The sequence below is a fragment of the Miniimonas sp. S16 genome (assembly GCF_057748195.1).
The window spans coordinates 235773-259756 of the sequence record NZ_CM173242.1 but is presented as its reverse complement, the minus strand read 5'-3'; the positions used below and the strand labels follow the sequence as shown (position 1 = coordinate 259756).

At 73.4% G+C, this 23984-nt stretch carries 20 protein-coding genes and 1 tRNA gene; 17 read left to right on the top strand and 4 right to left on the bottom strand.

The window, feature by feature from the left end; genetic code table 11:
* Positions 1–151 precede the first annotated feature (151 nt).
* From AC3AQ1_RS01225 to AC3AQ1_RS01145, 17 genes are all read left to right on the top strand, one after another.
* Positions 152–223, top strand: a tRNA-Val gene (locus AC3AQ1_RS01225).
* 344 nt (positions 224–567) lie between these two features.
* A complete protein-coding gene (thrS, locus tag AC3AQ1_RS01220) occupies positions 568–2607 on the top strand; it encodes a threonine--tRNA ligase (protein ID WP_108717497.1) in 2040 nt (679 codons plus the stop codon).
* Between the two features lie 3 nt (positions 2608–2610).
* Entirely contained in the window at positions 2611–3249 is a 639-nt protein-coding gene (locus AC3AQ1_RS01215) for an HIT family protein (protein WP_234417646.1), read from the top strand.
* Positions 3249–3887, top strand: a complete 639-nt coding sequence (pgsA, locus tag AC3AQ1_RS01210) for a phosphatidylinositol phosphate synthase (protein WP_108717496.1) — start codon at positions 3249–3251, stop codon at positions 3885–3887. The genes AC3AQ1_RS01215 and pgsA overlap by 1 nt, the downstream gene beginning before the upstream one ends.
* Positions 3884–4849, top strand: a complete 966-nt coding sequence (locus AC3AQ1_RS01205) for a phosphatidylinositol mannoside acyltransferase (RefSeq protein WP_234417645.1) — start codon at positions 3884–3886, stop codon at positions 4847–4849. The genes pgsA and AC3AQ1_RS01205 overlap by 4 nt, the downstream gene beginning before the upstream one ends.
* Positions 4846–5991: a glycosyltransferase family 4 protein gene (locus AC3AQ1_RS01200; RefSeq protein WP_108717495.1), complete on the top strand. Its 1146-nt coding sequence runs from the start codon at positions 4846–4848 to the stop codon at positions 5989–5991. Before AC3AQ1_RS01205 ends, AC3AQ1_RS01200 begins: the two co-directional genes overlap by 4 nt.
* Positions 5988–6593 carry a hypothetical protein gene (locus AC3AQ1_RS01195; protein ID WP_108717494.1) on the top strand — a complete coding sequence of 202 codons (606 nt, stop codon included), beginning with the start codon at positions 5988–5990 and terminating at the stop codon, positions 6591–6593. Before AC3AQ1_RS01200 ends, AC3AQ1_RS01195 begins: the two co-directional genes overlap by 4 nt.
* A gap of 36 nt (positions 6594–6629) precedes the next feature.
* Positions 6630–8156, top strand: coding sequence for a PrsW family intramembrane metalloprotease (locus AC3AQ1_RS01190; protein ID WP_108717493.1), 1527 nt, complete (start codon positions 6630–6632; stop codon positions 8154–8156).
* 119 nt (positions 8157–8275) lie between these two features.
* Positions 8276–8896 (top strand): NUDIX hydrolase, encoded by a 621-nt coding sequence (locus AC3AQ1_RS01185; RefSeq protein ID WP_234417644.1) that lies wholly within the window; start codon positions 8276–8278, stop codon positions 8894–8896.
* Positions 8897–9098: 202 nt separating this feature from the next.
* The gene (locus AC3AQ1_RS01180) at positions 9099–9860 is read left to right on the top strand and encodes a YebC/PmpR family DNA-binding transcriptional regulator (protein ID WP_108717492.1); all 762 of its coding nucleotides are present in this window, start codon (positions 9099–9101) and stop codon (positions 9858–9860) included.
* Positions 9861–9999: 139 nt separating this feature from the next.
* On the top strand, positions 10000–10716 hold the full coding sequence (gene ruvC, locus AC3AQ1_RS01175) for a crossover junction endodeoxyribonuclease RuvC (RefSeq protein WP_234417642.1): 717 nt from the start codon (positions 10000–10002) through the stop codon (positions 10714–10716).
* A 67-nt stretch (positions 10717–10783) separates the two neighbouring features.
* Positions 10784–11410: a Holliday junction branch migration protein RuvA gene (gene ruvA / locus AC3AQ1_RS01170; protein WP_108717491.1), complete on the top strand. Its 627-nt coding sequence runs from the start codon at positions 10784–10786 to the stop codon at positions 11408–11410.
* Between the two features lies 1 nt (position 11411).
* On the top strand, positions 11412–12437 hold the full coding sequence (gene ruvB / locus AC3AQ1_RS01165) for a Holliday junction branch migration DNA helicase RuvB (RefSeq protein ID WP_234417640.1): 1026 nt from the start codon (positions 11412–11414) through the stop codon (positions 12435–12437).
* Positions 12438–12506: 69 nt separating this feature from the next.
* Positions 12507–12935 carry a preprotein translocase subunit YajC gene (yajC, locus tag AC3AQ1_RS01160; RefSeq protein WP_108717489.1) on the top strand — a complete coding sequence of 143 codons (429 nt, stop codon included), beginning with the start codon at positions 12507–12509 and terminating at the stop codon, positions 12933–12935.
* A 55-nt stretch (positions 12936–12990) separates the two neighbouring features.
* Positions 12991–15048 carry a protein translocase subunit SecD gene (gene secD, locus AC3AQ1_RS01155; RefSeq protein ID WP_234417638.1) on the top strand — a complete coding sequence of 686 codons (2058 nt, stop codon included), beginning with the start codon at positions 12991–12993 and terminating at the stop codon, positions 15046–15048.
* The gene (secF, locus tag AC3AQ1_RS01150; protein WP_108717488.1) at positions 15048–16145 is read left to right on the top strand and encodes a protein translocase subunit SecF; all 1098 of its coding nucleotides are present in this window, start codon (positions 15048–15050) and stop codon (positions 16143–16145) included. The genes secD and secF overlap by 1 nt, the downstream gene beginning before the upstream one ends.
* A 181-nt stretch (positions 16146–16326) precedes the next feature.
* On the top strand, positions 16327–18660 hold the full coding sequence (locus AC3AQ1_RS01145; protein WP_108717487.1) for a RelA/SpoT family protein: 2334 nt from the start codon (positions 16327–16329) through the stop codon (positions 18658–18660).
* 51 nt (positions 18661–18711) lie between these two features.
* On the opposite strand, the gene AC3AQ1_RS01140 is transcribed toward AC3AQ1_RS01145, so the two are convergent.
* The 4 genes from AC3AQ1_RS01140 to AC3AQ1_RS01125 all read right to left on the bottom strand — a co-directional run bounded on the left by AC3AQ1_RS01140 (position 18712) and on the right by AC3AQ1_RS01125 (position 23815).
* Entirely contained in the window at positions 18712–19293 is a 582-nt protein-coding gene (locus AC3AQ1_RS01140; RefSeq protein WP_108717486.1) for a hypothetical protein, read from the bottom strand.
* Positions 19294–19473: 180 nt separating this feature from the next.
* Positions 19474–20639, bottom strand: a protein-coding gene (locus AC3AQ1_RS01135; protein ID WP_199916562.1) for an IS3 family transposase whose coding sequence is annotated in 2 segments (ribosomal slippage) — positions 19474–20358 and positions 20361–20639 — 1164 coding nt in all. Because the reading frame shifts where the segments join, the coding sequence is not laid out codon by codon here.
* Positions 20640–21038: 399 nt separating this feature from the next.
* Positions 21039–22970 (bottom strand): DUF349 domain-containing protein, encoded by a 1932-nt coding sequence (locus AC3AQ1_RS01130; protein WP_234417636.1) that lies wholly within the window; start codon positions 22968–22970, stop codon positions 21039–21041.
* Positions 22967–23815 carry a peptidylprolyl isomerase gene (locus tag AC3AQ1_RS01125; RefSeq protein WP_108717484.1) on the bottom strand — a complete coding sequence of 283 codons (849 nt, stop codon included), beginning with the start codon at positions 23813–23815 and terminating at the stop codon, positions 22967–22969. Before AC3AQ1_RS01125 ends, AC3AQ1_RS01130 begins: the two co-directional genes overlap by 4 nt.
* Positions 23816–23984: the final 169 nt, after the last annotated feature.

Sequence of the window (23984 nt, the reverse complement as noted above, 5' to 3'; positions counted from 1 at the left end):
AGCTCCGGCTCACCGCGGCGCACACCTGCACCGTCGCGAGGGCGAGGCGACGGGACGGACTCGGGCTCGCCGTCGCGCATGATCCTGCCGATTTCGGGTCGACGCGTTCCTCGGCTACTATCGACAGGCCGCGGTTCGCAACGGACCGCACGGGCGATTGGCTCAGTGGTAGAGCGCCTCGTTCACACCGAGGAGGTCACTGGTTCGAACCCAGTATCGCCCACCCGATCCGAAGGCCCCCTGACCAGCGCGAGCGCTGACCAGGGGGCCTTCGTCGTGCTCGGCCTGCCATGACGCGCCGTGCTTCTCGGGCTCGACACCGCATCGGCCGGTGCGCGTGTCACCGGGTCGTCGTAGCGTGCCCCGCATGGGTGAGTTCACCGAGCTGACGCTGTCCCGGGTGCCTCCCGGGCTCGGATCGCGTCGCCGCCCGGCTGGGCTCGACGCTTCACGTCGCCCGACGGACGCGACCGCACGCCGCGCGCCACGAGCCGCACGCCCCCGGCCCGAGTAGGCTCGGGCGTCGGGCCGTTCGGCCCGGTCAGCCCCCGACCCCAGGAGTCCGCAGTGCCCAGCGTGCGCATCACCCTCGACGGCATCGACCACGAGATCGAGGCCGGGACGACGGGACTGACGCTCCTGGGCAAGGAGAAGGCGGTCGTGGCCGTCCGGGTGGACGGCGAGCTGCGTGACCTCAATCGCGAGCTGCCCGACGGCGCGGCGGTCGAGCGCGTGGGCATCGACACCCCGGACGGGCTCGCGATCCTGCGCCACTCCACCGCGCACGTCCTCGCGCAGGCCGTCCAGCAGGTCAACCCCGACGCCAAGCTCGGCATCGGCCCGCCGATCACCGACGGCTTCTACTACGACTTCGACGTCGAGACCCCGTTCACCCCCGAGCAGCTGCGCGAGCTCGAGAAGGTGATGACCCGGATCATCCGCGACGGGCAGTCCTTCCGCCGCCGCGTGGTGACCGAGGAGGAGGCGCGCGCCGAGCTGGCCGCCGAGCCGTACAAGCTCGAGCTCATCGGGCTCAAGGGCGGTGCCGGCCCGGGTGACACGGGCGACGCGGACGTCAGTGAGGTCGCCGAGGGCGCGAGCGTCGAGGTCGGCGGCGGCGAGCTGACGATCTACGACAACGTCGCGCGGACCCGCGAGGGCGAGGAGGTCGTGGCGTGGAAGGACCTGTGCCGCGGTCCCCACGTCGCGAGCACCCGGGTGCTCGGGAACGGCTTCCAGCTCATGCGCAGCGCCGCCGCGTACTGGCGGGGGAGCGAGAAGAACCCGCAGCTGCAGCGCATCTACGGCACCGCGTGGCCGAGCAAGGACGAGCTGCGCGCCTACACCGAGCGACTCGCCGAGGCCGAGCGGCGCGACCACCGGCGCCTCGGCGCCGAGCTGGACCTCTTCTCCTTCCCGGACGAGATCGGCTCGGGCCTGGCGGTGTTCCACCCCCGGGGCGGCATCATCCGCTCGGCGATGGAGGAGTACTCCCGCAAGCGGCACGTCGAGGCGGGCTACGAGTTCGTCTACACCCCGCACGCCACCAAGGGCCGACTCTTCGAGGTCTCCGGGCACCTGGACTGGTACGCCGACGGCATGTACCCGCCCATGCACCTGGACGCCGAGCACCACGCGGACGGCACCATCAAGCGCGAGGGCCAGGACTACTACCTCAAGCCGATGAACTGCCCGATGCACAACCTGATCTTCGACGCGCGCGGCCGCTCCTACCGCGAGCTGCCGCTGCGGCTGTTCGAGTTCGGCACCGTGTACCGCTACGAGAAGTCCGGCGTCGTGCACGGCCTCACCCGGGCGCGCGGGTTCACCCAGGACGACGCCCACATCTACTGCACCCGCGAGCAGATGCGGGACGAGCTGAGCAGCCTGCTGACCTTCGTCCTGGACCTGCTCAAGGACTACGGGCTGGACGACTTCTACCTCGAGCTGTCCACCCGCAACCCGGAGAAGTCCGTCGGCGACGACGCGACCTGGGAGGAGGCGACCGAGACCCTGCGCGAGGTCGCCGAGGCCTCGGGGCTCGAGCTCGTCCCCGATCCGGGTGGCGCGGCGTTCTACGGACCCAAGATCTCGGTCCAGGCCAAGGATGCGATCGGCCGCACCTGGCAGATGTCGACCATCCAGCTCGACTTCAACCTGCCCGAGCGGTTCGACCTCACCTACCAGGCCGCCGACGGCTCCCGCCAGCGCCCGGTGATGATCCACCGTGCGCTGTTCGGCTCGATCGAGCGGTTCTTCGCCGTCCTGCTCGAGCACTACGCGGGCGCCTTCCCGGCGTGGCTCGCGCCCGTGCAGGTGCTCGCCGTCCCCGTCGCGGAGCCCTTCAACGACTACCTCGCGGACGTCGTGGTGCAGCTGCGCCGTGCGGGCGTGCGCGCGGAGCTCGACGACTCCGACGACCGCTTCAACAAGAAGATCCGCAACGCCACCACGCAGAAGGTGCCGTTCGTCCTCATCGCCGGCGGCGAGGACGCCGAGAACGGCGCGGTGTCGTTCCGGTTCCGTGACGGCAGCCAGCGCAACGGGGTCCCGGTGGCCGAGGCGGTCGAGCTCGTCCGGACCGCGATCGCCGAGCGGACGGCCTGACACGTGACGCGCGACGCGCCCGGCCCGGACGTGCCGCTCGAACGGTCCGAGTCGTTCGCGGGCGACCCCGACCGCTTCGAGCGGCTCTGGACGCCGCACCGGATGGTCTACATCGACGGCGCCGACAAGCCCGCCGACGCCAGCGCCGGGGAGTGCCCGTTCTGCCGCGTCCCCTCGCTGGACGACGCCACCGGGCTCGTCGTGCACCGCGGCGAGCTCGCCTACGTCGTGCTCAACCTCTACCCGTACAACCCGGGCCACCTCATGGTCGTGCCCTACCGGCACGTCGCGGGTTACCCCGAGCTCACGACGGCGGAGCTCGCCGAGGTCGGCGACCTCACCCAGCGCGCCATCCGCGTCCTGCGCGCCACCTCACGTCCCGACGGGTTCAACCTCGGCGTGAACCAGGGCGCCAGCGGAGGGGCCGGGATCGCGGCGCACCTGCACCAGCACGTCGTGCCGCGGTGGACCGGCGACGCGAACTTCATGCCGGTCGTCGCCTCGACCAAGCCGCTCCCGCAGCTGCTCGGCGCGACCCGCGAGCTCCTGGCGGGCGCCTGGGCCACGCACGCCGACCCCGTGGCCGCTGCCGACGCGAGCACTGCCGACGCTGCCGACCCGACCCGGGTCGAGGAGGCCTGATGCTCAAGCACCTGCGCGCCGTCGTCGGCCGGATCCTCGGCCCGATCGCGGCGTTCCTGCTGCGGATCGGCCTCACGCCCGACGTCGTGACGATCGTCGGCACGCTGGGCGCCATGGCCGGGTCGCTCGGCCTCATCGCGCGCGGCGAGCTGTTCGCGGGGACGATGGTCATCACGTTCTTCGTGCTGTTCGACGTGCTCGACGGCACCATGGCGCGCCAGGCCGGGACTACGGGGCCGTGGGGTGCCTTCCTCGACTCGGTGCTCGACCGGTTCGCCGACGGCGCCCTGTTCGCCGCCCTCACGATCTACCTCGCCGGTCAGGACGAGAACGTGGCGGCCGTCGCGGCGCTCGCGTGCCTCGTGCTCGGCTCGATCGTGCCGTACGCCCGCGCCAAGGCCGAGTCGATCGGGTTCACCGCCACGGTCGGCATCGCCGAGCGCGGCGACCGGCTGCTCCTCACGCTCGTCGCCACCGGCCTGGTGGGGCTTGGGCTGCCCCCGGTGCTCCTCACGGTCGTCCTCGTGGTGCTCGCGGTCCTCTCGCTCGTGACCGCGGTGCACCGCATGCTGTACGTCCGGCGCCAGGCGCTCGCGGCGCAGCGCGTCGACCCGGCCGCGGGGGAGGGCCACGCGTGAGTCGCGCCCGGCGGTTGCGCGCCCCCGGCACCACGCAGCTGTTCGCCTTCGCCTGGCGGAACGTGCGTCACCTGCCCGACGGCCTCGTGCGCGCCCTCGCGGCGCTCGCCGCCGACGTGACGTGGCTGTCCCGCACCGACGGCGTGCGCCGGCTCGAGGCCAACCTCGCCCGCCTGCGCCCCGACCTGGACGCGCGGGCCCTGCGTCGCACGTCGCGCGCCGGGATGCGCTCCTACCTGCGCTACTACGCCGAGGTGTTCCAGCTGCCCGGCTGGAGCGAGGCACGCGTCGACGCGCGCGTGCGGGCCACCGGGCTCGACGAGGTGCGCACCGCGCTCGAGGACGGCAGCGTCGTCCTCGCGCTCGGGCACGCCGGCAACTGGGACCTCGCGGGGGCGTGGGCGGCGCGGCACCTCACGCCGGTGCTCACCGTGGCGGAGAAGCTCCCCGACGGCCTGTACGAGGAGTTCGTCTCGTTCCGCAACGCCCTCGGGATCGAGATCGTGCCGCTCGAGGGCAGCGCCACCTTCCGCCGGCTCGTGCGGCGTTCCGGCGCGCAGACGTTCCTCGTCCCGCTCCTCGCGGACCGCGACCTCACGGCGCACGGCATCGAGGTCGACCTGCGCGGCCACCCCGCGCGCGTCGCGGCCGGCCCGGCGGCGCTGGCACTGGCACGCTCCCGACCGCTGTTCGCCGTCGCGATCCACTACGAACGCCTCACCGGGGCGCGCCGGCGTGCGGCGGGCTCGCCCTGGGGCATCGTCCTGAACTTCCTTCCCGTGGCCACGACCGACGACGGCGGAGCGCGCCTCGACGTCCGGACCCTCACCCAGGCCTGGGTCACGGCGTACTTCGACGCGATCGCAGCGTTCCCGCAGGACTGGCACATGCTGCAGCGGGTCTTCCTCGCCGACCTCGACCTCGAGCGGCTCGCCCGTGCCCAGGACCGTGAGCGCGGATGAGGATCGGCATCGTCTGTCCCTACTCGATGGACGCACCCGGCGGTGTCCAGGTGCACGTCAAGGACCTCGCCGGGCGCCTCATCGCCCTCGGCCACCACGTGAGCGTGCTGGCGCCCGCCGAGGACGAGACCGACCTGCCGGACTTCGTCGAGGGCACCGGGCGGTCCGTCCCGGTGCGGTACAACGGCTCGATCGCGCGCCTCGCGTTCGGACCGGTGACGGCGCGGCGCGTGCGCACGTGGCTCGAGGACGGCGCGTTCGACGTCGTGCACATCCACGAGCCGCTGAGCCCGAGCGTCAGCCTCATCGCGCTGTTCCAGGCCGAGAGCGCCGTCGTCGCGACGTTCCACACGGCGACCGACCGCTCCCGTGCGATGCAGATCGCCTACCCGATGCTGCGGCCGGCGCTGGAGAAGATCGCCGCTCGGATCGCGGTGTCGGAGGAGGCCCGGCGCACCGTCGTCGAGCACATCGGCGGCGACGCCGTGGTGATTCCCAACGGTGTGGAGCTCGCGACGTTCCGCCGGGCGGACCCCGATCCGCGCTGGACGAGCACGCCGGAGCGGCCGACCGTGGCGTTCCTCGGCCGCACCGACGAGCCCCGCAAGGGCCTCGGCGTGCTTCTCGAGGCGCTGCCCGACCTCGCCGCACGGGTGCCCGGCCTGCGCGTGCTCGTCGCGGGGCGCGGTGCGCTCGACGAGGCGCGCGAGGCGGACGAGCGCACCCCGGGGGTGCTGGAGCTCCTGGGCGAGGTGAGCGACCGCGACAAGGCCGCCCTGCTGCGCTCGGTCGCCGTGTACATCGCGCCGCAGACGGGCGGGGAGAGCTTCGGGATCGTGCTGGTCGAGGCGATGGCGGCCGACGCCGTCGTGGTCGCGAGCGACCTGGCCGCGTTCCGGCGCGTGCTCGACGAGGGGCGGGCCGGCGCGACGTTCGAGGTCGGCAACCCAGGTGCGCTCGCCGACGCGGTGGTCTCGATGCTCGCGGACGGCGACCACCAGGACGCCTGCCGGACGCACGCACGCCGCTGGTGCGAGCAGTACGACTGGGACGTGGTGACCCGCCAGGTGCTCGACGTGTACGCGCTGGCCGTGGGGGAGAGCCCCGAGCCGATCGATCGCCTCGCCGGTGGGCGCGCATGACCGCCGAGACCTGGCTCGTCGCGCTCGCCGTCGCGGTCCTGCTCGTCTGGCTCGCGCTCGCCCGCGCCAACCGGATCGACCTGCTGCACCAGAAGGTGACGCGGACGGCCGCCACCCTGGACGCGCAGCTCCTGCGGCGCGCCGCGCTCTCCGCCGAGCTTGCGGTGTCGGGGGAGCTGGACCCCGCGTCCGGGCTGCTCGTGGCGGACGCCGCGAACGCGTGCCTCGCCGAGGCGCGCGAGGACGTGGAGGCGGACCCGGCGCTGCGGTCCGGATCGGGCGGGCGGCGCCGCCCGCCGGCGCTGCCTGGTCGGGTGACGCTCACCGAGGACCGAGAGACCGTCGAGAGCGACCTGTCCCGGGTGCTGCGCCAGGCGATGGGCGAGGTGGGCGACGACGGCGTGGCGGCCAGCGCAGGCGAGGGCACGCTCGCCGGCGACCTCGTCGCGACCTGGCGCCGCGTGACGCTCGCGCGGCGGTTCTACAACGAGGCGGTGGCACAAGCCGTCCGCGTCCGATCCCAGCCGATCTCGCGGCTGCTGCGCCTCGCGGGTCGCGCGCGGATGCCGCGCATGTTCGAGATGGACGACACCCTGCCCTGACCCGGCTCGACGGCGAGCGTTGGCTAGGGTGCTCGCGTGACGTATCCCCCCACGCCTCCGCCCACCGGCGGGTACCCGCCGCCGCGCCGGGCGGCCGACCCGGCGCAGGCCGACCAGCAGGGTGCGCCGCAGGGGTACCCCCGGCAGACACAGCCGCAGCAGCAGGGTTACCCGCAGCAGCACGGGTACCCGCAGCAGACTCAGCCGCAGCAGCAGGGTTACCCGCAGCAGCACGGGTACCCGCAGCAGACTCAGCCGCAGCAGGGGTACCCGCAGCAGCAGGGCTACTCGCAACGGCAGAGCTACCCCACGGCGAGCCGCCCCGTCGCTGCCGGGCCCGTCGCCGCCGGCAACCGGGGCGTTCCGGGCGGCCCGCCGGGCTCGCCGGGAGCCCACGCGGCGTGGTCCGGCAGCGCCGTCGTGCCGCAGCAGTGGGCCCGCTCGCGTGGCAGCGGCTCCGTGGGCACCTGGGCGGCGCTCGGGATCCTGGGGTTTGCCGCACTGTGGGGCATGTGGATCGTGCTGTCCAACGTCGGCACGGCCCCGGCCGCGGTCGGCTTCGTGGCGGCGCTCGTGCCGCTGATCGCCGTCGTCGCCGTCGTGATGTGGCTGGACCGCTGGGAGCCGGAGCCGCGGATCATGCTGCTGCTCGCGTTCCTGTGGGGCGCCGGCCCCTCCGTGGTCATCGCCTACTTCGGCAACACCGCGGTCGCACAGGCCATCTATGACGCGACTGGCGACCCCGGCGTCGCGAGCGTCCTCGGCTCGGTCATCTCGGCGCCGGTCCTCGAGGAGCTCGCGAAGGGCACGGGCGTGCTCCTCATCTTCCTGCTGCGGCGCTCGTACTTCGACGGCGTGGTCGACGGCATCGTCTACGCCGCCATCGTCGCCGCTGGTTTCGCCTTCACCGAGAACATCCTGTACTTCGGGCGGTACATCGACTCCCTGGTGCCCGTGTTCGTGCAGCGCGGCGTGATGTCGCCGTTCGCGCACATCCTGTTCACCGCCTGCACCGGAATCGCGCTCGGCCTCGCGAGCCGGAGCAGGAGCCGACGGTCGGCGTGGTGGTTCTTCCCGCTCGGCCTGCTGAGTGCCATGGCGCTGCACGCGCTGTGGAACGGGTCGGCGTCGCTCGAGGCGCTCGGCGTCCAGGGCGTCAGCTTCTTCCTCCTCTACGCCGCCGTCCAGGTCCCGCTGTTCGTCGCGGCGATCATGCTCGTCGTCTGGCTGCGCCGGCAGGAGAGCGCGGTGATCCGGGACCGCCTCGGCGAGTACGCCGCCGCCGGGTGGTTCGCGCCGCACGAGGTCGCGATGGTGTCGTCGCTGCGGCAGCGCTCGCAGGCGCGCACGTGGGCCGCCCGGGTGGGGCCGACCGCCGCCCAGGCCATGCGCACCTTCATCAAGGACGCGACCTCGCTCGCCTACCTCCGCCAGCGCGCCGTGTCCGGCCGCGCGGACCTGCGCACGCACGCGACCTCCGAGACGGACCTGCTGGGGCGGATCAAGGAGGACCGGCAGACCTTCCTCGCCGCGGCCGGCGTCGCGGGAGCTCCACGGGCCTGAGCCCCGGTGGCACGCCTCCTGCCACGGGCGGGCTCGAGGCGCAGGCGCGCCCGCGTCCCGGCCGTCTGCGATGCGGTAGACACGTCACGGGCAGACGAGCGATCGACGAGGAGGTACGCGTGCGCAGCACACCCGCGCAGACGACGCCCGACGGCGAGCACCACGGCGCGAGCGCGCCCGACGGCGAGCACCCGCCCCTGCCGGGCGGGGAGTGGGCGATCGGGCCGGACGGCATGCCCGTCCGCGAGGCGGCGCGCCTCGTCCTCCTCGACGCCGCAGGCCGGGCGCTCCTGGTGCGCGGGCACGACGCGCACGACGTCGAACGCACCTGGTGGTTCACCGTGGGTGGCGGCATCGAGCCCGGCGAGGACCCGGTGGCGGCCGCCGTGCGAGAGCTGCACGAGGAGACCGGGCTGAGGCTCGCCGTCGCCGACCTCGCCGGACCGGTGGCCACGCGCTCAGCGGTGTTCGACTTCTTCGCGCGCTCGGTGCGCCAGCGCGAGGTCTTCTTCGTGGCGCACCTGGACCGCGAGGTGCCGCAGGAGGAGCTCGTCCGGCACGGGTGGACCGACGTCGAGCGCGCCTTCATGGACGAGCTCGCGTGGTGGTCGGCCGACGACCTCGCCGACGTCGCGATCGAGGTGTTTCCGCGCGCCCTTCCCGACCTCGTGCGCTGGCTCGCGCCCGGCTGGGACGGCACGCTGCGCGACCTCGGCCACGAGGGTGAGGGCACCGCCTGAGCGGCGCCGCGACCCGCCGCCGCGCGGCGTGCGAGCGATCGGCGGCCGGGACGCGCGGCGGGTCCTGGCCCGCGACCCGCGGACGCGCACGGCGCGCGAGTAGGATCGGCCGGGCCGTTCCTGCCAGCTGCCGCGACGCCGACGCTCTGCTCGGAGCTGCGCCGCGACGCCCGGGACGGGAATCGAGACGAGGGCGAGGAACATGTCGGGTCACTCCAAGTGGGCCACCACGAAGCACCAGAAGGCCGCGAAGGACGCCAAGCGCGGCAAGCTGTTCGCGAAGCTCATCAAGAACATCGAGGTCGCGGCGCGCACCGGCGGCGGGGACCCCGCGGGCAACCCCACGCTCTACGACGCCATTCAGAAGGCCAAGAAGACCTCCGTCCCGAACGACAACATCGATCGCGCGGTCAAGCGCGGCTCCGGCCAGGAGGCCGGCGGCGCGCAGTACGACACGATCATGTACGAGGGCTACGGACCCGGCGGGGTGGCCGTGCTCGTGGAGTGCCTCACGGACAACCGCAACCGCGCGGCGGCCGACGTGCGTGTCGCCTTCAGCCGCAACGGCGGGTCGATGGCGGACCCGGGCAGCGTGTCGTACCTGTTCTCGCGCCAGGGCGTCGTCGTGGTGCCCAAGACCGACGGCCTGACCGAGGACGACGTCCTCGTGGCCGTCCTCGACGCGGGCGCCGAGGAGGTCAACGACCTGGGCGAGGCGTTCGAGGTCCTGTCCTCCGCGAGCGACTTCGTCGCCGTGCGCAAGGCCGTCCAGGAGGCCGGCCTCGACTACGAGTCGGCCGAGGCGGAGTTCCGCCCGTCCGTCGAGGTCGAGGTCGACGTCGAGGGTGCGCGCAAGATGCTCCGCCTCATCGACGCGCTCGAGGACTCCGACGACGTGCAGAACGTCTTCGCGAACTTCGACGCCTCCGACGAGGTCATGGCGGAGCTCGAGGCCGAGGACTGACGCTCGCCACCACCCGGCGCACCGAGCGCTCGTCCGACGGCGAGCACCGGGTCAGCCGGCGGCCCCGCCGGCCGCCGGGGTTGCGGTCCGCGCGTGTCGCAGCGCCCCCTCGGCGCTGCCCGTACCGCACAGTGGAGCGGTGACCGCGACCGCCGTGCCCCGACCGGGTGATCCCGGTTCCCAGGTCCGCGGGCGCACCGTGCTCGGCGTCGACCCCGGCCTGACCCGGTGCGGGCTCGGCGCCGTGACGGTCACGGGCGGGCGGGTCGTCCGTATCGTCGACGTCGGTGTCGCCACCTCCAGCCCCGACGAGCCGGTCGAGCGGCGGCTGCTCGCGATCTCCGACGCGATCGAGGCCTGGCTGGACAGGCTGCGCCCGGACGCCGTCGCCGTCGAGCGCGTGTTCGCGCAGTCCAACGTCAGCACCGTCACCGGCACCGCGCAGGTCGCCGGGCTCGCGATGGTGGCGGCGACCCGGCGCGGCATCCCGGTGGGGCTGCACACCCCGAGCGAGGTGAAGGCCGCGGTGACCGGCAACGGCCGCGCAGGCAAGGAGCAGGTCACCACCATGGTGACCCGCGTGCTGGCCCTCGCCGAGGCGCCGCGACCTGCGGACGCCGCGGACGCCCTCGCGCTGGCCATCTGTCACGCCTGGCGGACCGGTCCGATCTCGGGCGCCGGGGCCGCCGCCGCGGCAGCCGGGGGAGCCCGTGCAGCGTCCGGCGCCGGCACGGGTGCGGGAGCTCCTGGCGGCTCGTCGCTCACGGCGGCCCAGGAGGCGTGGCGCCGCGCGGAGGCCAGCGCCCGCCGGTCCGGACGGCGCGTCGCGCCTGCCCGGCCCACTGTGGGACGCTAGTCTTCGATTCGTACACGTGTTCGCCGTCGTGCCCTCTCGGGACGCGACCCGACGTCCCGGAGGTTCCGTGATCGCCCTGGTTCGCGGCGAGGTCGCCGCCATCGGCCTGGACCACGCCGTCGTGGTGGTGAGCGGTGTCGGGATGCGCGTGCACGCCGCTCCGAACACGCTGGCCGAGCTGCGGCACGGCACGGAGTGCACGCTGCACACCACCCTCGTGGTGCGCGAGGACTCCCTCACCCTGTTCGGCTTCGCCGACGTCGACGGGCGCGACACGTTCGAGATCCTGCAGACGGTCACGGGCGTCGGGCCGCGCCTCGCGCTGGCCATGCTCGCGGTGCACACGCCGGACGACCTGCGCCGCGCTGTCGCCACCGAGGACCTGGCCGCGCTGTGCCGCGTGCCGGGCATCGGGCGCAAGGGCGCGAGCCGCCTCGTGCTCGAGCTCGGGGACCGGCTGGGTGCGCCGCTGGGCGCCGGAACGGCGGCCGGAGCCGGGGGAGCCGCCGCGCCCGCCCGGACGTCGGCCGGGATCGAGGACGACGTGGTGGCGGCCCTTGTGGGCCTGGGCTGGAACGCGAAGGCGGCCCAGGACGCGGTGGCCGGCGTGATCGAGCGCGGCGAGGCGACGGCGAGCGACGCCGCCGGTGTGCTGCGCGCCGCCCTGCGGGCACTCGCGGCGCAGGGTCGCTGACGTGAACGAGGAGGGGCTGCTCGCCGCGGAGGCCGACGAGCTCGAGCGGGCGGCGGAGGCCGCGCTCCGGCCGCGCCGGCTCAGCGAGTTCGTGGGGCAGCGGGTGGTGCGCGACCAGCTCTCGCTCGTGCTCGAGGCGGCGATCGCGCGGCGCCGGCCGCCCGACCACGTGCTGCTCGCGGGCCCGCCCGGACTGGGCAAGACGACGCTCGCGATGATCGTCGCGAGCGAGGTGGGCGCCGCGCTCCGGCTCACCTCGGGTCCGGCGATCGCCCACCCCGGTGACCTCGCGGCGATCCTGTCCGGCCTGCAGGAGCACGACGTGCTCTTCATCGACGAGATCCACCGCCTCGCGCGTCCCGCGGAGGAGATGCTCTACCTCGCGATGGAGGACTTCCGGGTCGACATCGTGGTGGGCAAGGGCGCGGGTGCCACCGCGATCCCGCTGAGCCTGCCGCCCTTCACCGTGGTCGGCGCCACCACGCGCGCCGGACTGCTGCCGGCGCCGCTGCGCGACCGTTTCGGGTTCACCGGCCACATGGACTTCTACGAGACGGCCGACCTCGAGAAGGTGCTCGCGCGCTCCTCACGCCTGCTGGGCATCGAGCTGTCGGGTGAAGCCGCGCACGAGATCGCCAGCCGGTCGCGCGGCACACCGCGGATCGCCAACCGCCTGCTGCGCCGCGTGCAGGACTGGGCGCAGGTGCGTGGCGAGGGCGTCGCCGACCTCGCCGCCGCCGAGGCTGCGCTGCGCGTCTTCGAGGTGGACCCGCGGGGTCTGGACCGGCTGGACCGCGCCGTCCTGCGGGCCCTGTGCGAGCGTTTCGGCGGCGGACCGGTGGGCCTCACCTCGGTCGCGATGGCCGTGGGGGAGGAGCCGGAAACGGTCGAGACGGTCGCCGAGCCGTTCCTCCTGCGCGAGGGCTTCCTCGCCCGCACGCCGCGGGGACGGATCGCCACGGAGCTGGCCTGGCGACACCTGGGCCTCACGCCGCCGGCCGGTGCCGCCGGCACGCTCTTCGACTGAACTACACTCGACCGAGCACCGCGCCCGCTCCGCCTGCGCGCGCCCCCCGACACGAAGGTCTGCACACTCATGGGTGAGTCCCTCCCGCTGATCCTGCTGCTCGGCGTCGCCGTGATCGGCATGCTGTTCATGAGCCAGCGCGGCAAGAAGCAGCAGGCCAAGCAGAGCGACTTCCGCAACACGCTCGAGCCGGGCCAGCAGGTCATGACCTCCTCGGGCCAGCTCGGCGCCGTGGTCGAGGTCGTCGGCGACGCGGTGACGATCGAGACCACCCCCGGCGTCCAGACCCGCTGGGTCAAGGCGGCGATCCAGGCCGTGCCGCCGCAGTTCGCGAGCGTGCTGGAGCCGGCCGAGTCCACCGAGGCCCTCGAGGCGCTCGACACGGGCGAGGCGACCTACGTGGACGACGTCCTCACCGACCCGGGTGCGGAGCGTCCGAGCTACGGGACGGCGCAGGACCGCGACGACGAGGGGACCTCGGGCCCCGCTCGGGCCTGATCTCTCCGAGATGAGAGCCGCGGCCTCGCCGCGGCGCGAGTAGAAGGAAGACCCGGTGGCCCGACGCAGCACGATCGCGCGCCCGCTCTACGTTCTCGCACTGCTGCTGGTCGCGATCTACGGTGCCGTCGGCATCGGCGTCGCGACCGGCAGCTCCGGCGTGGGCAAGGCCTCGTTCACCCCGGCGCTCGCGCTGGACCTCGAGGGCGGAACGCAGCTCATCCTCACCCCGCGCACCACCACGGGGGAGGACATCACCAGCGACGACGTCAACCAGGCGATCGCGATCATCCGCCAGCGCGTCGACGGCTCCGGCGTGGCCGAGGCCGAGATCACCACCCAGGGTGGCCAGAACATCGTCGTGGCCATCCCGGGCGAGGTGGACGACGCGACGGTCGACCTCATCACGCAGTCCGCGCAGATGCGGATGCGCGCGGTGCTCATCGAGTCCGGCCCGGGCACGATCGACCCCGCCGCGCTCGCGGCGAGCGAGGACCCGACCGCGGACCCCAGCGCTGACGCGACGGCGGAGGCCGGCACGGACGCGACGGCGGAGGCCGGCACCGATGCAACGGCGGACGCTACGGAGGAGCCCACCGCGACCCCGACGTACACGCAGGACCAGATCGACGAGGCTGCGTTCACCGCGGCCGACGCGGACGGCGACGGCGTGCTCTCGAACACGCCGGCCACGACGCCGACCGACGCCTCCGACCAGGCCTGGGTGACCGAGCAGGTCACGTACGACTACCTGCGGCTGGACTGCACGCTCCCGGAGAACCGCATCGGCGGCATCGACGACGACGTGGACGCCCCGCTCGTCACCTGCTCGCAGGACGGCACCTCGAAGTACGTGCTGGGTCCGGCCGAGCTCACCGGCCAGGACCTCTCCTCGGCACAGATGGGCTACAAGCAGTCCTCGACCGGCATGCAGACCAACCAGCCGATCGTCCAGCTCACGTTCACCGACGAGGGCGCCACGAAGTTCGCGACCGTCACCACGCGCCTGTCCGCGCAGACGACGCCGCCGGCGAACCAGTTCGCGATCGTCCTCGACGGTCTCGTGATCTCGGCGCCGACCGTGAACGAGCCGATCCCGAACGGCATGGCCGAGATCTCCGGCCCCACCACCAACCCGTTCACCCGGGCGGAGGCGACCTCGCTCGCCAACCAGCTCAACTTCGGTGCGCTCCCGCTCACGTTCGAGGTGCAGTCCCAGGAGCAGATCTCCGCGACGCTCGGCACCGAGCAGCTCCAGCGCGGCATGCTGGCCGGCGCGATCGGCCTCATCCTCGTCGTCGCGTACAGCTTCCTGCAGTACCGCGGCCTGGGCATCGTGACCGTGGCCAGCCTCGTCATCGCGGCGGCGCTCACGTACGGCGTGATCCTCGTGCTCTCCTGGACGCAGGGTTACCGGCTCTCGCTGCCCGGCGTCACCGGGTTGATCGTCGCGATCGGCATCACCGCGGACTCGTTCATCGTGTACTTCGAACGTATCCGTGACGAGGTGCGCGAGGGCAGGTCCCTGTCCGCGGCCGTCGAGCACGGCTGGACGCGCGCGCGCCGCACGATCCTCGCCTCCGACGCCGTGAACTTCATCGCCGCGATCGTGCTGTACCTGCTCGCCGTCGGCGGCGTGCGTGGCTTCGCCTTCACGCTCGGCCTCACGACGATCATCGACCTCGTCGTCGTCATGCTCTTCACGCACCCGCTCATGCGCCTCCTCATCAAGACGCGCTTCTTCGGCGGCGGACACAAGTGGTCCGGCCTCGACCCCGTGTCGCTCGGCGCCTCGGTGGCCGCGTACGCGGGCCGAGGCCGCGTACGGACGCCCGTGGAGCGCAAGGCCGCCGTCGCGAACGCGGACACCCGCACCATCGCGCAGCGCAAGGCCGACGCCGAGCGCGCCGCCCGCGAGGCGGCCGCAGCCGACGCGAAGAGCACGGTCGCGGGCACGACGGCGAGCGACCCGGACGCGACGACGGCGGGCCAGGGCGCGACGTCGGCGGGCACCGAGCCCGCGACCGCACCGACCACCGAGCCCTCGACGAAGGCCCCGGGCGTGGTTCCCGTGCCCTCGGCGACCGACGAGCCGGAAGGAGGCTCCCGCTGATGGCCGGCAAATTCTCCCAGTTCGGGAACGACCTGTACTCGGGCAAGCGCTCGTTCGACATCATCGGCCACCGCCGTCGCTGGTACCTCATCGCGTGCGGCCTGGTCGTGTTCTCGCTCGCGCTGCTCCTCGCGCGTGGCCTCAACCTCGGCATCGAGTTCCGCGGCGGCTCGGAGTTCACCGTGTCGGGCGCGTCGACCACGGCCTCCGAGCCGGCGCAGGAGGCGCTCAACTCGGTCGACGCGAACCAGGTGGCGCGGGTCTCGGTGGTCGGCGGCAACTCGGTCCGCGTCCAGACCGAGGCGCTGGGGGCCGACGACACCGAGGCGATGCGGGACGCGCTCGCCGTGGCGTACGGGGTGGATGCGACGCAGGTGACCTCGTCGTTCGTCGGGCCCAGCTGGGGTCAGGACGTCACGGCGAAGGCGCTGCAGGGTCTCGTCATCTTCCTCGTGATCGTCACGGTCGTGATGGCGTTGTACTTCAGAACCTGGAGCATGGCCATCGCCGCGCTCGTCGCGCTGCTGCACGACCTCGTCGTCACCGTCGGGCTGTACGCGGGGGTCGGGTTCGAGGTGACGCCGGCGAGCGTCATCGGGTTCCTGACGATCCTCGGGTACTCGCTCTACGACACGGTGGTCGTCTTCGACAAGGTGCGCGAGAACACCGCACACGTCCTGGACCAGAGTCGCGTCACGTACGCCGAGGCCTCGAACCTGGCCGTGAACCAGACGATCGTCCGCTCGATCAACACCTCGGTCGTGGGCATCCTGCCGGTCGCGTCGATCCTGTTCGTCGGCGCCTTCCTGCTCGGCGCCGGCACCCTGCGGGACATCGCGCTCTCGCTCTTCATCGGCATGATCGTCTCGACGCTCTCGTCGATCTTCCTCGCCTCGCCGCTCGAGACGACGTTCCGCCTGCGGCGGCCCGCGTACCGCGAGCACACCGCGAAGGTGCTGGCGCGTCGTGCGGCGAGCGCGGACGCCGACGTCACGATCACCTCCGACGACGTGCGCTCCGAGGCCGATCGCGTCACCGCGCTGCTGCCCGGCGGACACCAGGGACAGGCGGCCCAGCCGAAGCGCAAGAAGCGCTGAGGTCCGCCCGCACGAGCGCCCGCCGGGGTCACCCGGCGGGCGCTCGTGCGTTCCGCCGTCGGGCACAGGCACCGACCCGGCGCCCTGTGGACCGCGCCGCCCCGCGGACGCTCGCTCGCCGTCGTGCCCGCCCGCGGGACCCGTGGACGGGTGGGCCCGTTCGCGGACCTAGGATGACGAGATGGCGGACGAGGGGCGTCACAACCTTCCCGGAGGCAGCGAACCTGTCATCCCGCGGTCGCGCATGCGCTCCACGCTGGTGCGGTTCGGCTCGCGCGGTCACTCGAGCCCGCCAGCGATCGAGCCGCTGCTGCAGGTGGTTCGCGCGAACCACCCGCGTGAGGACCTCGCCGTCATCGAGCGCGCGTACCTCGCCGCGGAGCGGGCGCACGAGGGGCAGCTGCGCAAGAGCGGCGACCCCTACATCACGCACCCGGTGGCGGTCGCGACGATCCTCGCCGAGCTCGGCCTCACGTCCTCGACGCTCGCGGCGGCGCTGCTGCACGACACCGTGGAGGACACGCCGTACACGCTCGACCAGCTGCGCACGGAGTTCGGGCCGGAGATCGCGGCCTTGGTCGACGGCGTGACGAAGCTCGACAAGGTGACGTTCGGCGAGGCGGCGCAGTCCGAGACGGTCCGCAAGATGGTCGTGGCGATGGCGCGCGACATCCGGGTCCTCGTCATCAAGCTCGCCGACCGCCTGCACAACGCGCGGACGTGGCGGTACGTCTCCTCCGCCTCGGCCGCGAAGAAGGCGCGCGAGACCCTGGAGATCTACGCCCCGCTGGCGCACCGGCTGGGCATGAACACCATCAAGTGGGAGCTCGAGGACCTCTCGTTCGCCACGCTGTACCCCAAGGTGTACGACGAGATCGTGCGGCTCGTGGGGGAGCGGGCGCCGGCGCGCGAGGAGTACCTCGGCGTTGTGCGCGAGCAGGTCGGCGAGGACCTCAAGGCCGCAAAGATCCGAGCCACGGTGACCGGCCGGCCGAAGCACTACTACTCGATCTACCAGAAGATGATCGTGCGCGGCCGCGACTTCGCCGACATCTACGACCTCGTCGGCGTGCGGGTCCTCGTGGACTCGGTGCGCGACTGCTACGCGGCGCTCGGCGCGCTGCACGCGCGGTGGAACCCGGTCCCGGGCCGGTTCAAGGACTACATCGCGATGCCGAAGTTCAACATGTACCAGTCGCTGCACACCACGGTGATCGGGCCCGGCGGCAAGCCGGTCGAGATCCAGATCCGCAGCCACGAGATGCACCGGCGCGCCGAGTACGGCGTCGCCGCGCACTGGAAGTACAAGGAGCGTCCCGCGCCCGGGGCGGCCGCGCGCGGCGAGCGGGGCGGCGAGGCCGGCGAGATGCCGTGGCTGCGCCAGCTCGTGGACTGGCAGCGCGAGACGAGCGACCCGGGGGAGTTCCTCGACTCCCTGCGCTACGAGATGGCCGGCACCGAGGTCTACGTGTTCACGCCGAAGGGCGACGTCGTCTCGCTGCCGGACGGGTCCACTCCGGTCGACTTCGCGTACGCCGTGCACACCGAGGTGGGTCACCGCACCGTCGGGGCGAAGGTGAACGGCCGCCTCGTGCCGCTGGAGTCCGCGCTGGAGAACGGCGACACGGTCGAGATCTTCACCTCCAAGGCGGAGGGGTCTGGCCCGAGCCGGGACTGGCTCGGCTTCGTGAAGTCCCCCCGCGCCCGGAACAAGATCCGCGCGTGGTTCACCAAGGAGCGCCGCGAGGAGGCGATCGAGGAGGGCAAGGCCGCGATCGCCAAGGTGATGCGCAAGCAGAACCTGCCGATCCAGCGGCTGCTCACGCACGACTCACTCGTCGCGCTCGCCGCCGACATGCGCTACCCCGACGTCTCCGCGCTCTACGCCGCCGTGGGGGAGAACCACGTCTCCGCGGCCAACGTCGTGCAGCGGCTGGTCGCGAGCCTCGGCGGCGAGGACGGCACCACGGAGGACCTCGCCGAGGTCACCACGCCGGGGTCGGGCCACATCGCGCGGCCGCGGGGCGGCAGCGTCGGGGTCATCGTCGCCGGCATGGACGACGTCTGGACCAAGCTCGCCAAGTGCTGCACACCGGTGCCGGGCGACCCGATCGTCGGGTTCGTGACGCGCGGGCAGGGCGTCTCGGTGCACCGCGCGGACTGTCCGAACGTGGCGGTGATGCGCAGCGAGCCCGAGCGGTTCGTCGACGTGGCCTGGGCGCCGGACGCGCAGAGCGTCTTCCTCGTCCAGATCCAGGTCGAGGCGCTCGACCGGGCGCGTCTCCTGTCCGACGTCACCCGCGTGCTGTCGGACAACCACGTCAACATCCTGTCCGCCACGGTGTCGACCTCGAAGGACCGGGTCGCGCTGAGCAAGTTCGTGTTCGAGATGGGCGACACCTCCCACCTCGGCCACGTGCTGCGCGCCGTGCGGGACATCGACGGCGTCTTCGACGTCTACCGCGTCACCGGCGTCCGCCCGGATGCCGCCCCGGTGCCGTCGGCGCGCAGCTGATCGTCGGCGCCGCGCCGCGTCGCGTCGCCGGCGTTGGCGGCGCCGCGCCGGTCACTCGTCCGCGAGCACGACGGCGAGCAGCGCCTTCGCGCGTCGGGCGTGGGCGCGCTCGGGCTGGCTCGTGAGCAGCCGCTGCACCTGTGCCACGCGCGTGCCGGCGTCGAGCAGGGCTCGGACCGCGGCGACGACCTCGCGGGCGTCGAGCTCGCCCTGCCCCGGCGTCGCTCCCGGGAGCGCGCCGAAGCGCAGCAGGTCGCCCGCCGTCTGGGTGGGTGTGGTGACGGTGACCCCACCCAGGAGGAGGATCTCGTCGGGCGGCAGCACGAGGGTGCGCGGTCGCACGCGGTAGGTGCGGGTGCTGCGGGGTGTCCGGTAGGCGACGTCGAGCGCGTCAGGGCGGACGCGGCCCGTGTGCACCCACGCCGCGGCACCGAGGACCACGATGGCGCCGGTCGGCACGAGCGAGCGCAGCGAGGTGGCGCGCTCGGCGGGTCCGGGCGGGACGTCGGGGGCGGTCGCGCCGGCCCAGAGCGCGGTGGCCGGGTCGACCGCGAGCGGCGGCGGGCACAGCCCGTCGGTCGGGAGGACGACGAGGGGCGCAAGAGGGAGCGGGCGCCAGGCGGGGAGGGTCACGCCGTCAGTCTCGCGCTGCTGGCCGCGCTGGGGAACGACGACGGCGCGCCTGTGGATCCACGTGCCGGTGGCGGGCGAGGGGTGAGGTCTGCCGCGTGTGGGGTGGACGTGGCGGTGGCGGTGGCCACGTGGGGCGCGGTGGGGTGAGGGGTCTGCTGCACGGTGAGGTGACAGGGTGGGTCAGGCGGCGAGTGCTGCCTGGGTGGTGATGATGGTCTCGTACTCGATCGGGGTCAATCGGCCGAGTCGGGGTTGGCGTCGACGCCGGTGGTAGGTGCGCTCGATCCAGGTGATGATGGCCAGCCGGAGCTCCTCGCGGGTGGCCCATCGGCGGCGGTCCAGGACGTTCTTCTGCAGCAGGCTGAAGAAGGACTCCATCGCGGCGTTGTCGCCGGCGGAGGCGACCTGGCCCATCGAGCCGAGCAGGTCGTGCTCGGCCAGAGCGCGTAGGAACTTCCTGGATCGGAACTGACTACCTCGATCGCTGTGCACGATGCAGCCAGTGACCTCACCGGGTCCGCGTCGGGCGAGCGCGCAGGCCAGGGCGTCCACGGCCAGACGGGCTTTCATGCGCTCGTCCATGGAGTAGCCCACGATCCGGCCCGAGCAGACGTCCTTGATCGCGCACAGGTAGAGCTTGCCCTCGCTCGTGTGGTGCTCGGTGATGTCGGTGAGCCACAGCTCGTTAAGCGTCTCGGCGGAGAAGTTGCGCTGTACCCGGTCCTCGTGCGCGGGCGGTCCGGGCTTCTTCCCGTTCCTGGCGCGCTTCTTGCCGAACACGCTCCACCAGCCGTTCTCCGAGCAGCGTCGCCACACCGTGCGGTCGCAGGCCTTCTCACCCGCCAGGGCCGCCTCGTCGGCCAGGAGCCGGTGCCCGAACTCCGGGTCATCGCGGTGGGCGTCGAACAGGGCATTCGCGAGGTAGGCCTGGTGCAGGTCCCGAGCGGTCACGGGATCGGCCAGCCACCGGTAGTAGGCGGCTCTGGTGAGATTCAGCACCCGGCAGGTCACCGTGACGGGAATCCCGTCAGCGGCAAGGTCACGGACCAGCGGGTACATCATTTTCCCGGCAGATGAGCCTGAGCGAAGTACGCCGCAGCGCGGCGCAGGACCTCGTTCTCCTGCTCCAGCAGCCGGTTGCGACGCTTCAGGTCCCGCAGTTCCACCGACTCCAACTTCGTCACCCCCGGCCGGGCGCCGTCCTCCACGTCGGCCTGCTGCAGCCAGTTTCGTAGGCACGACTCGGAGATCCCGAAGTCCTTCGCGATCTGTGCGATCGGAGCATCCCCGCGGCGAGCCACGGCCACGACATCGTCGCGGAACTCCTTCGGATGAGGTCTGGGCACGATCGACATCCTTCCAGTGGCACCCCACGGCACCACACATCAGGTGTCACCCATCCGTGCAGCAGTCCCGAGGTCTGCCGCGTGTGGGGTGGACGTGGCGGTGGCGGTGGCCACGTGGGGCGCGGTGGGGTGAGGTCTGCCGCGTGTGGGGTGGACGTGGCGGCGGCGGTGGCCACGTGGGGCGCGGCGGGGTGAGGTCTGCCGCGTGTGGGGTGGACGTGGCGGCGGCGGTGGCCACGTGGGGCGCGGCGGGGTGAGGTCTGCCGCGTGTGGGGTGGACGTGGCGGCTCCGCAACCCACCCGGGACCGCCGACGGGGCGCCTGGAGTGATCCAGGCGCCCCGAGGTGACCATCGGACGCGGCGAGCGGGCGGACCGAGCGCCCGTTCGCCGTCGGGCGTCAGCGCTGCGAACGCTGCACGGCGTCGAGCCACTGCCGCCGAGCGGCCAGCGCGGTCCGCGCGCTCTCCACCGCGCGGGCGTCGCCCTTGGCCTCGGCGGCCGCGAGGTCGGCCTCGAGGGCGTTGATGGCGTCGACCAGCTGGGCGGTCGCGCCCTCGACGCGGGCCTTGAGCTCGGGGTCGCTGCGGCGCAGGTCGGCCTGCTCGGCGTCGCGCACCGCCTGCTCGACGGCGCGCAGCCGCGCCTCGACCCGGCTGATGTCCTTGCGGGGCACCTTGCCGGCCTCGTCCCAGGCGTCCTGTATCGCGCGCAGCTCGCGCTTGGTCGACGCGAGGTCCTTGACCGGAAGCAGGGCTTCCGCACGCGTGAGCAGCTCGAGCTTGACCTGGAGGTTCGCCTCGAACTCCGCGTCCACGGCCTCATTCGCCGCCGTGCGGGCGCCGAAGAAGTGGTCCTGCGCGGCCTTGAAGCGCGCCCAGAGGGCGTCGTCGTCCTTCCGGGAGCCGCGGGGAGCGACCCGCCAGGAGTCCATGAGGTCGCGGAACTCCCCGCCGGTGGCGCCCCAGTCGGTGGAGTCCTGCAGCCCCTCCGCCCGCGCGACGAGCGCCTCCTTGACGCTGCGGGCCTCGGCGTTGCGCTTGTCCAGCGTCGCGAAGTGCGAGCGGCGCGCCTTGTCGAAGACGGTGCGCGCGTGCGAGAACCGCTTCCAGAGGGCGTCCTCGGTGGGGCGGTCGATGCGCACGCCGCTGCGCTGCGCCGTCTTCCACTCCTCCAGGAGGGCTGCGACCTTCGCCGTCGCGTCGCGCCACTGCACGCGCTCCGGGTCGGTCGCCGCGAGCGCCTCGACCTGCTCGACGATGGCGGTGCGCTCCTCGACGGCGCGCGCCCGGCTCTGCTCGCGCTCGGCCTGCGCCGCCGCGGCGATCTCCTGCGCGCGGACGGCCGCGGCCGACAACCGGGTGCGCAGTGCGGGCAGGTCGCCGACCGCAGCGGGCTCGGTGAGCTGCTCCTGGAGCGAGGCGATGGTCGAGGTCGCGTCCTTGGCGGGCAGGCCCGGCAGACGGGTCTCGAGCAGCTGGACCTGTGCGGCGAGGTCGAGGTACCGGCGGACGTAGAGGCTGAGAGCCTCCTCGGGCGCGCCACCCGGGACCTGGCCGACGACGCGGACCGTATCGCCGTCGCGCACCGACACCGTGCCGTCCTCGGCCACGACGCCGAACTCGGCCGCGGCGGTCGCCGCCGCCTCGTCCAGGGGTGCGGGGATCGGGGCGGGTGCCGCGGCCGGTGTGGCAGGGGCGGCTCCCGGGCGCGGTGCGGGGCGAGCTCCGCCGCCACCGGGGCGCGGACCGGGGCGCGGGCCCGGCCGGGGGCCAGGCGTGGGGCGCGGGCGCGGCGCTGGGGCGGGCGTGGGAGCGGGCTCGGGAGTCGCCTCGGCTGCCGGCGTCTCGGGCTCCGGCGCGGCGACCGACTCGGTGGCGGCCTCAGGCTCGGCCTCGCTCACGGCCTCCTGGCCGGCGGGCTCGTCGGAGGCGTCGGGGTCCGTGGCCACGTCGGCCTCGACCGCGGGCTCCGGCTCCGCAGCCGCGTCCGGGTCCGACGCGACGTCGGGCTCGTCCGCCTCAGGAGCCTGGACCGAGATCTCGGCCTCGACAGGGACGTCCGGCTCGACCGCCACCTCGGGCTCGGGGTCGACCGCCACCTCGGGCTCGGGGTCGGCGGCGACCGCGGGCTCGGGGTCGGCGGCGGTCTCGACCGCGGCGTCGGGCTCCTGCTCCAGCGCGGGTGCGTCGTCGACCGTCTGGTCGACCGTCTGGCCGACTGCCGGCTCGGCAGACTGGTCGACGGCCGGGTCGAGCTCGCCGACGGGCCCCTCCTGGAGGGCGTCCTGCGGCTCGGGGGTCGTCTCGAGCGGGTCTGGGGTGGTGGTCACGAGATGGTCACCTTCTCGATGATGACCGCCGTCGCCGGCGGTCCGTCCGAGGCACCGGTGGTGGTGCCTGCTGCGCCTACGGACTGAAGGATGTCCAGTCCCTGGGTCACGGTACCGAACACCGTGTACCCCCCGGCAGCGTCGTCCGGGAGCGTGGTGTCCTCGAACACGAGGAAGAACTGGCTGCCCTGGCTGTCGGCGATACCGGGCTGCCGCGCCATGGCGACCGTGCCGGCCGGGTAGGTCTGGTCGCTCGGCGAGTTCTCGATCGGCCCGAAGCTGTAGCCGGGACCGCCGGTGCCGCTCGCCGTCGGGTCCCCGCACTGCAGCAGCGCGTCCGGGAGGAGGCGGTGGCACGCCGTGCCGTCGTAGAAGCCGTCGCTCGCGAGCATGAGGAAGGACGCCACCGCCTGCGGGGCGGCCGCGCCGTCGAGCTCGAGCACGATGTCGCCGAGGTTCGTCGTGACCGTGGCCGTCCACGTCGTGCCGAGCGAGTCGGTGGCGGGCGGGGGTGCGTCGTAGGTGCGCGGCACCGTGGTCGGCAGGGCGTTCGGGTCGATCGACGGTGACGCGCCCGCCTCGGTCGCGCCCGCCGTCGCCTCGGCGGTCGCGGTCGCGGTCGCGGTCGCGGTCGCGCCGACCGTGGCCGTGGGGTCGACGGCCGGGTCGTCGCCGACGTCGCCCAGCGTGACCGCCGCGACCACGCCCGCGAGCACGAGGAGACCTGCCACGAGGCAGATCGCCACGATCCGTCGCTCCCGACGCAGCTTCGCGGCCCGCTCGTAGCGCGCCTGCGCCTTCGCTGCGCGTCGCCGCTCCGCGTCGCGCTGCTGCCTGCTGACCACTGCGGCCTCCCGCCGTCCCCGCCGATGCTCTGTGCGTCGCCGCCGCCACGCGTGCCGCGGCCGTCGGCAAGTCTAGGTCGGCGCCACCCTCTGCCGGACCGCGCGGCGCCCCGCTCGACGACCGGCTCGGCGCCCCGCTCGGCGACTGGCTCGGTCGATCCGAGGGACC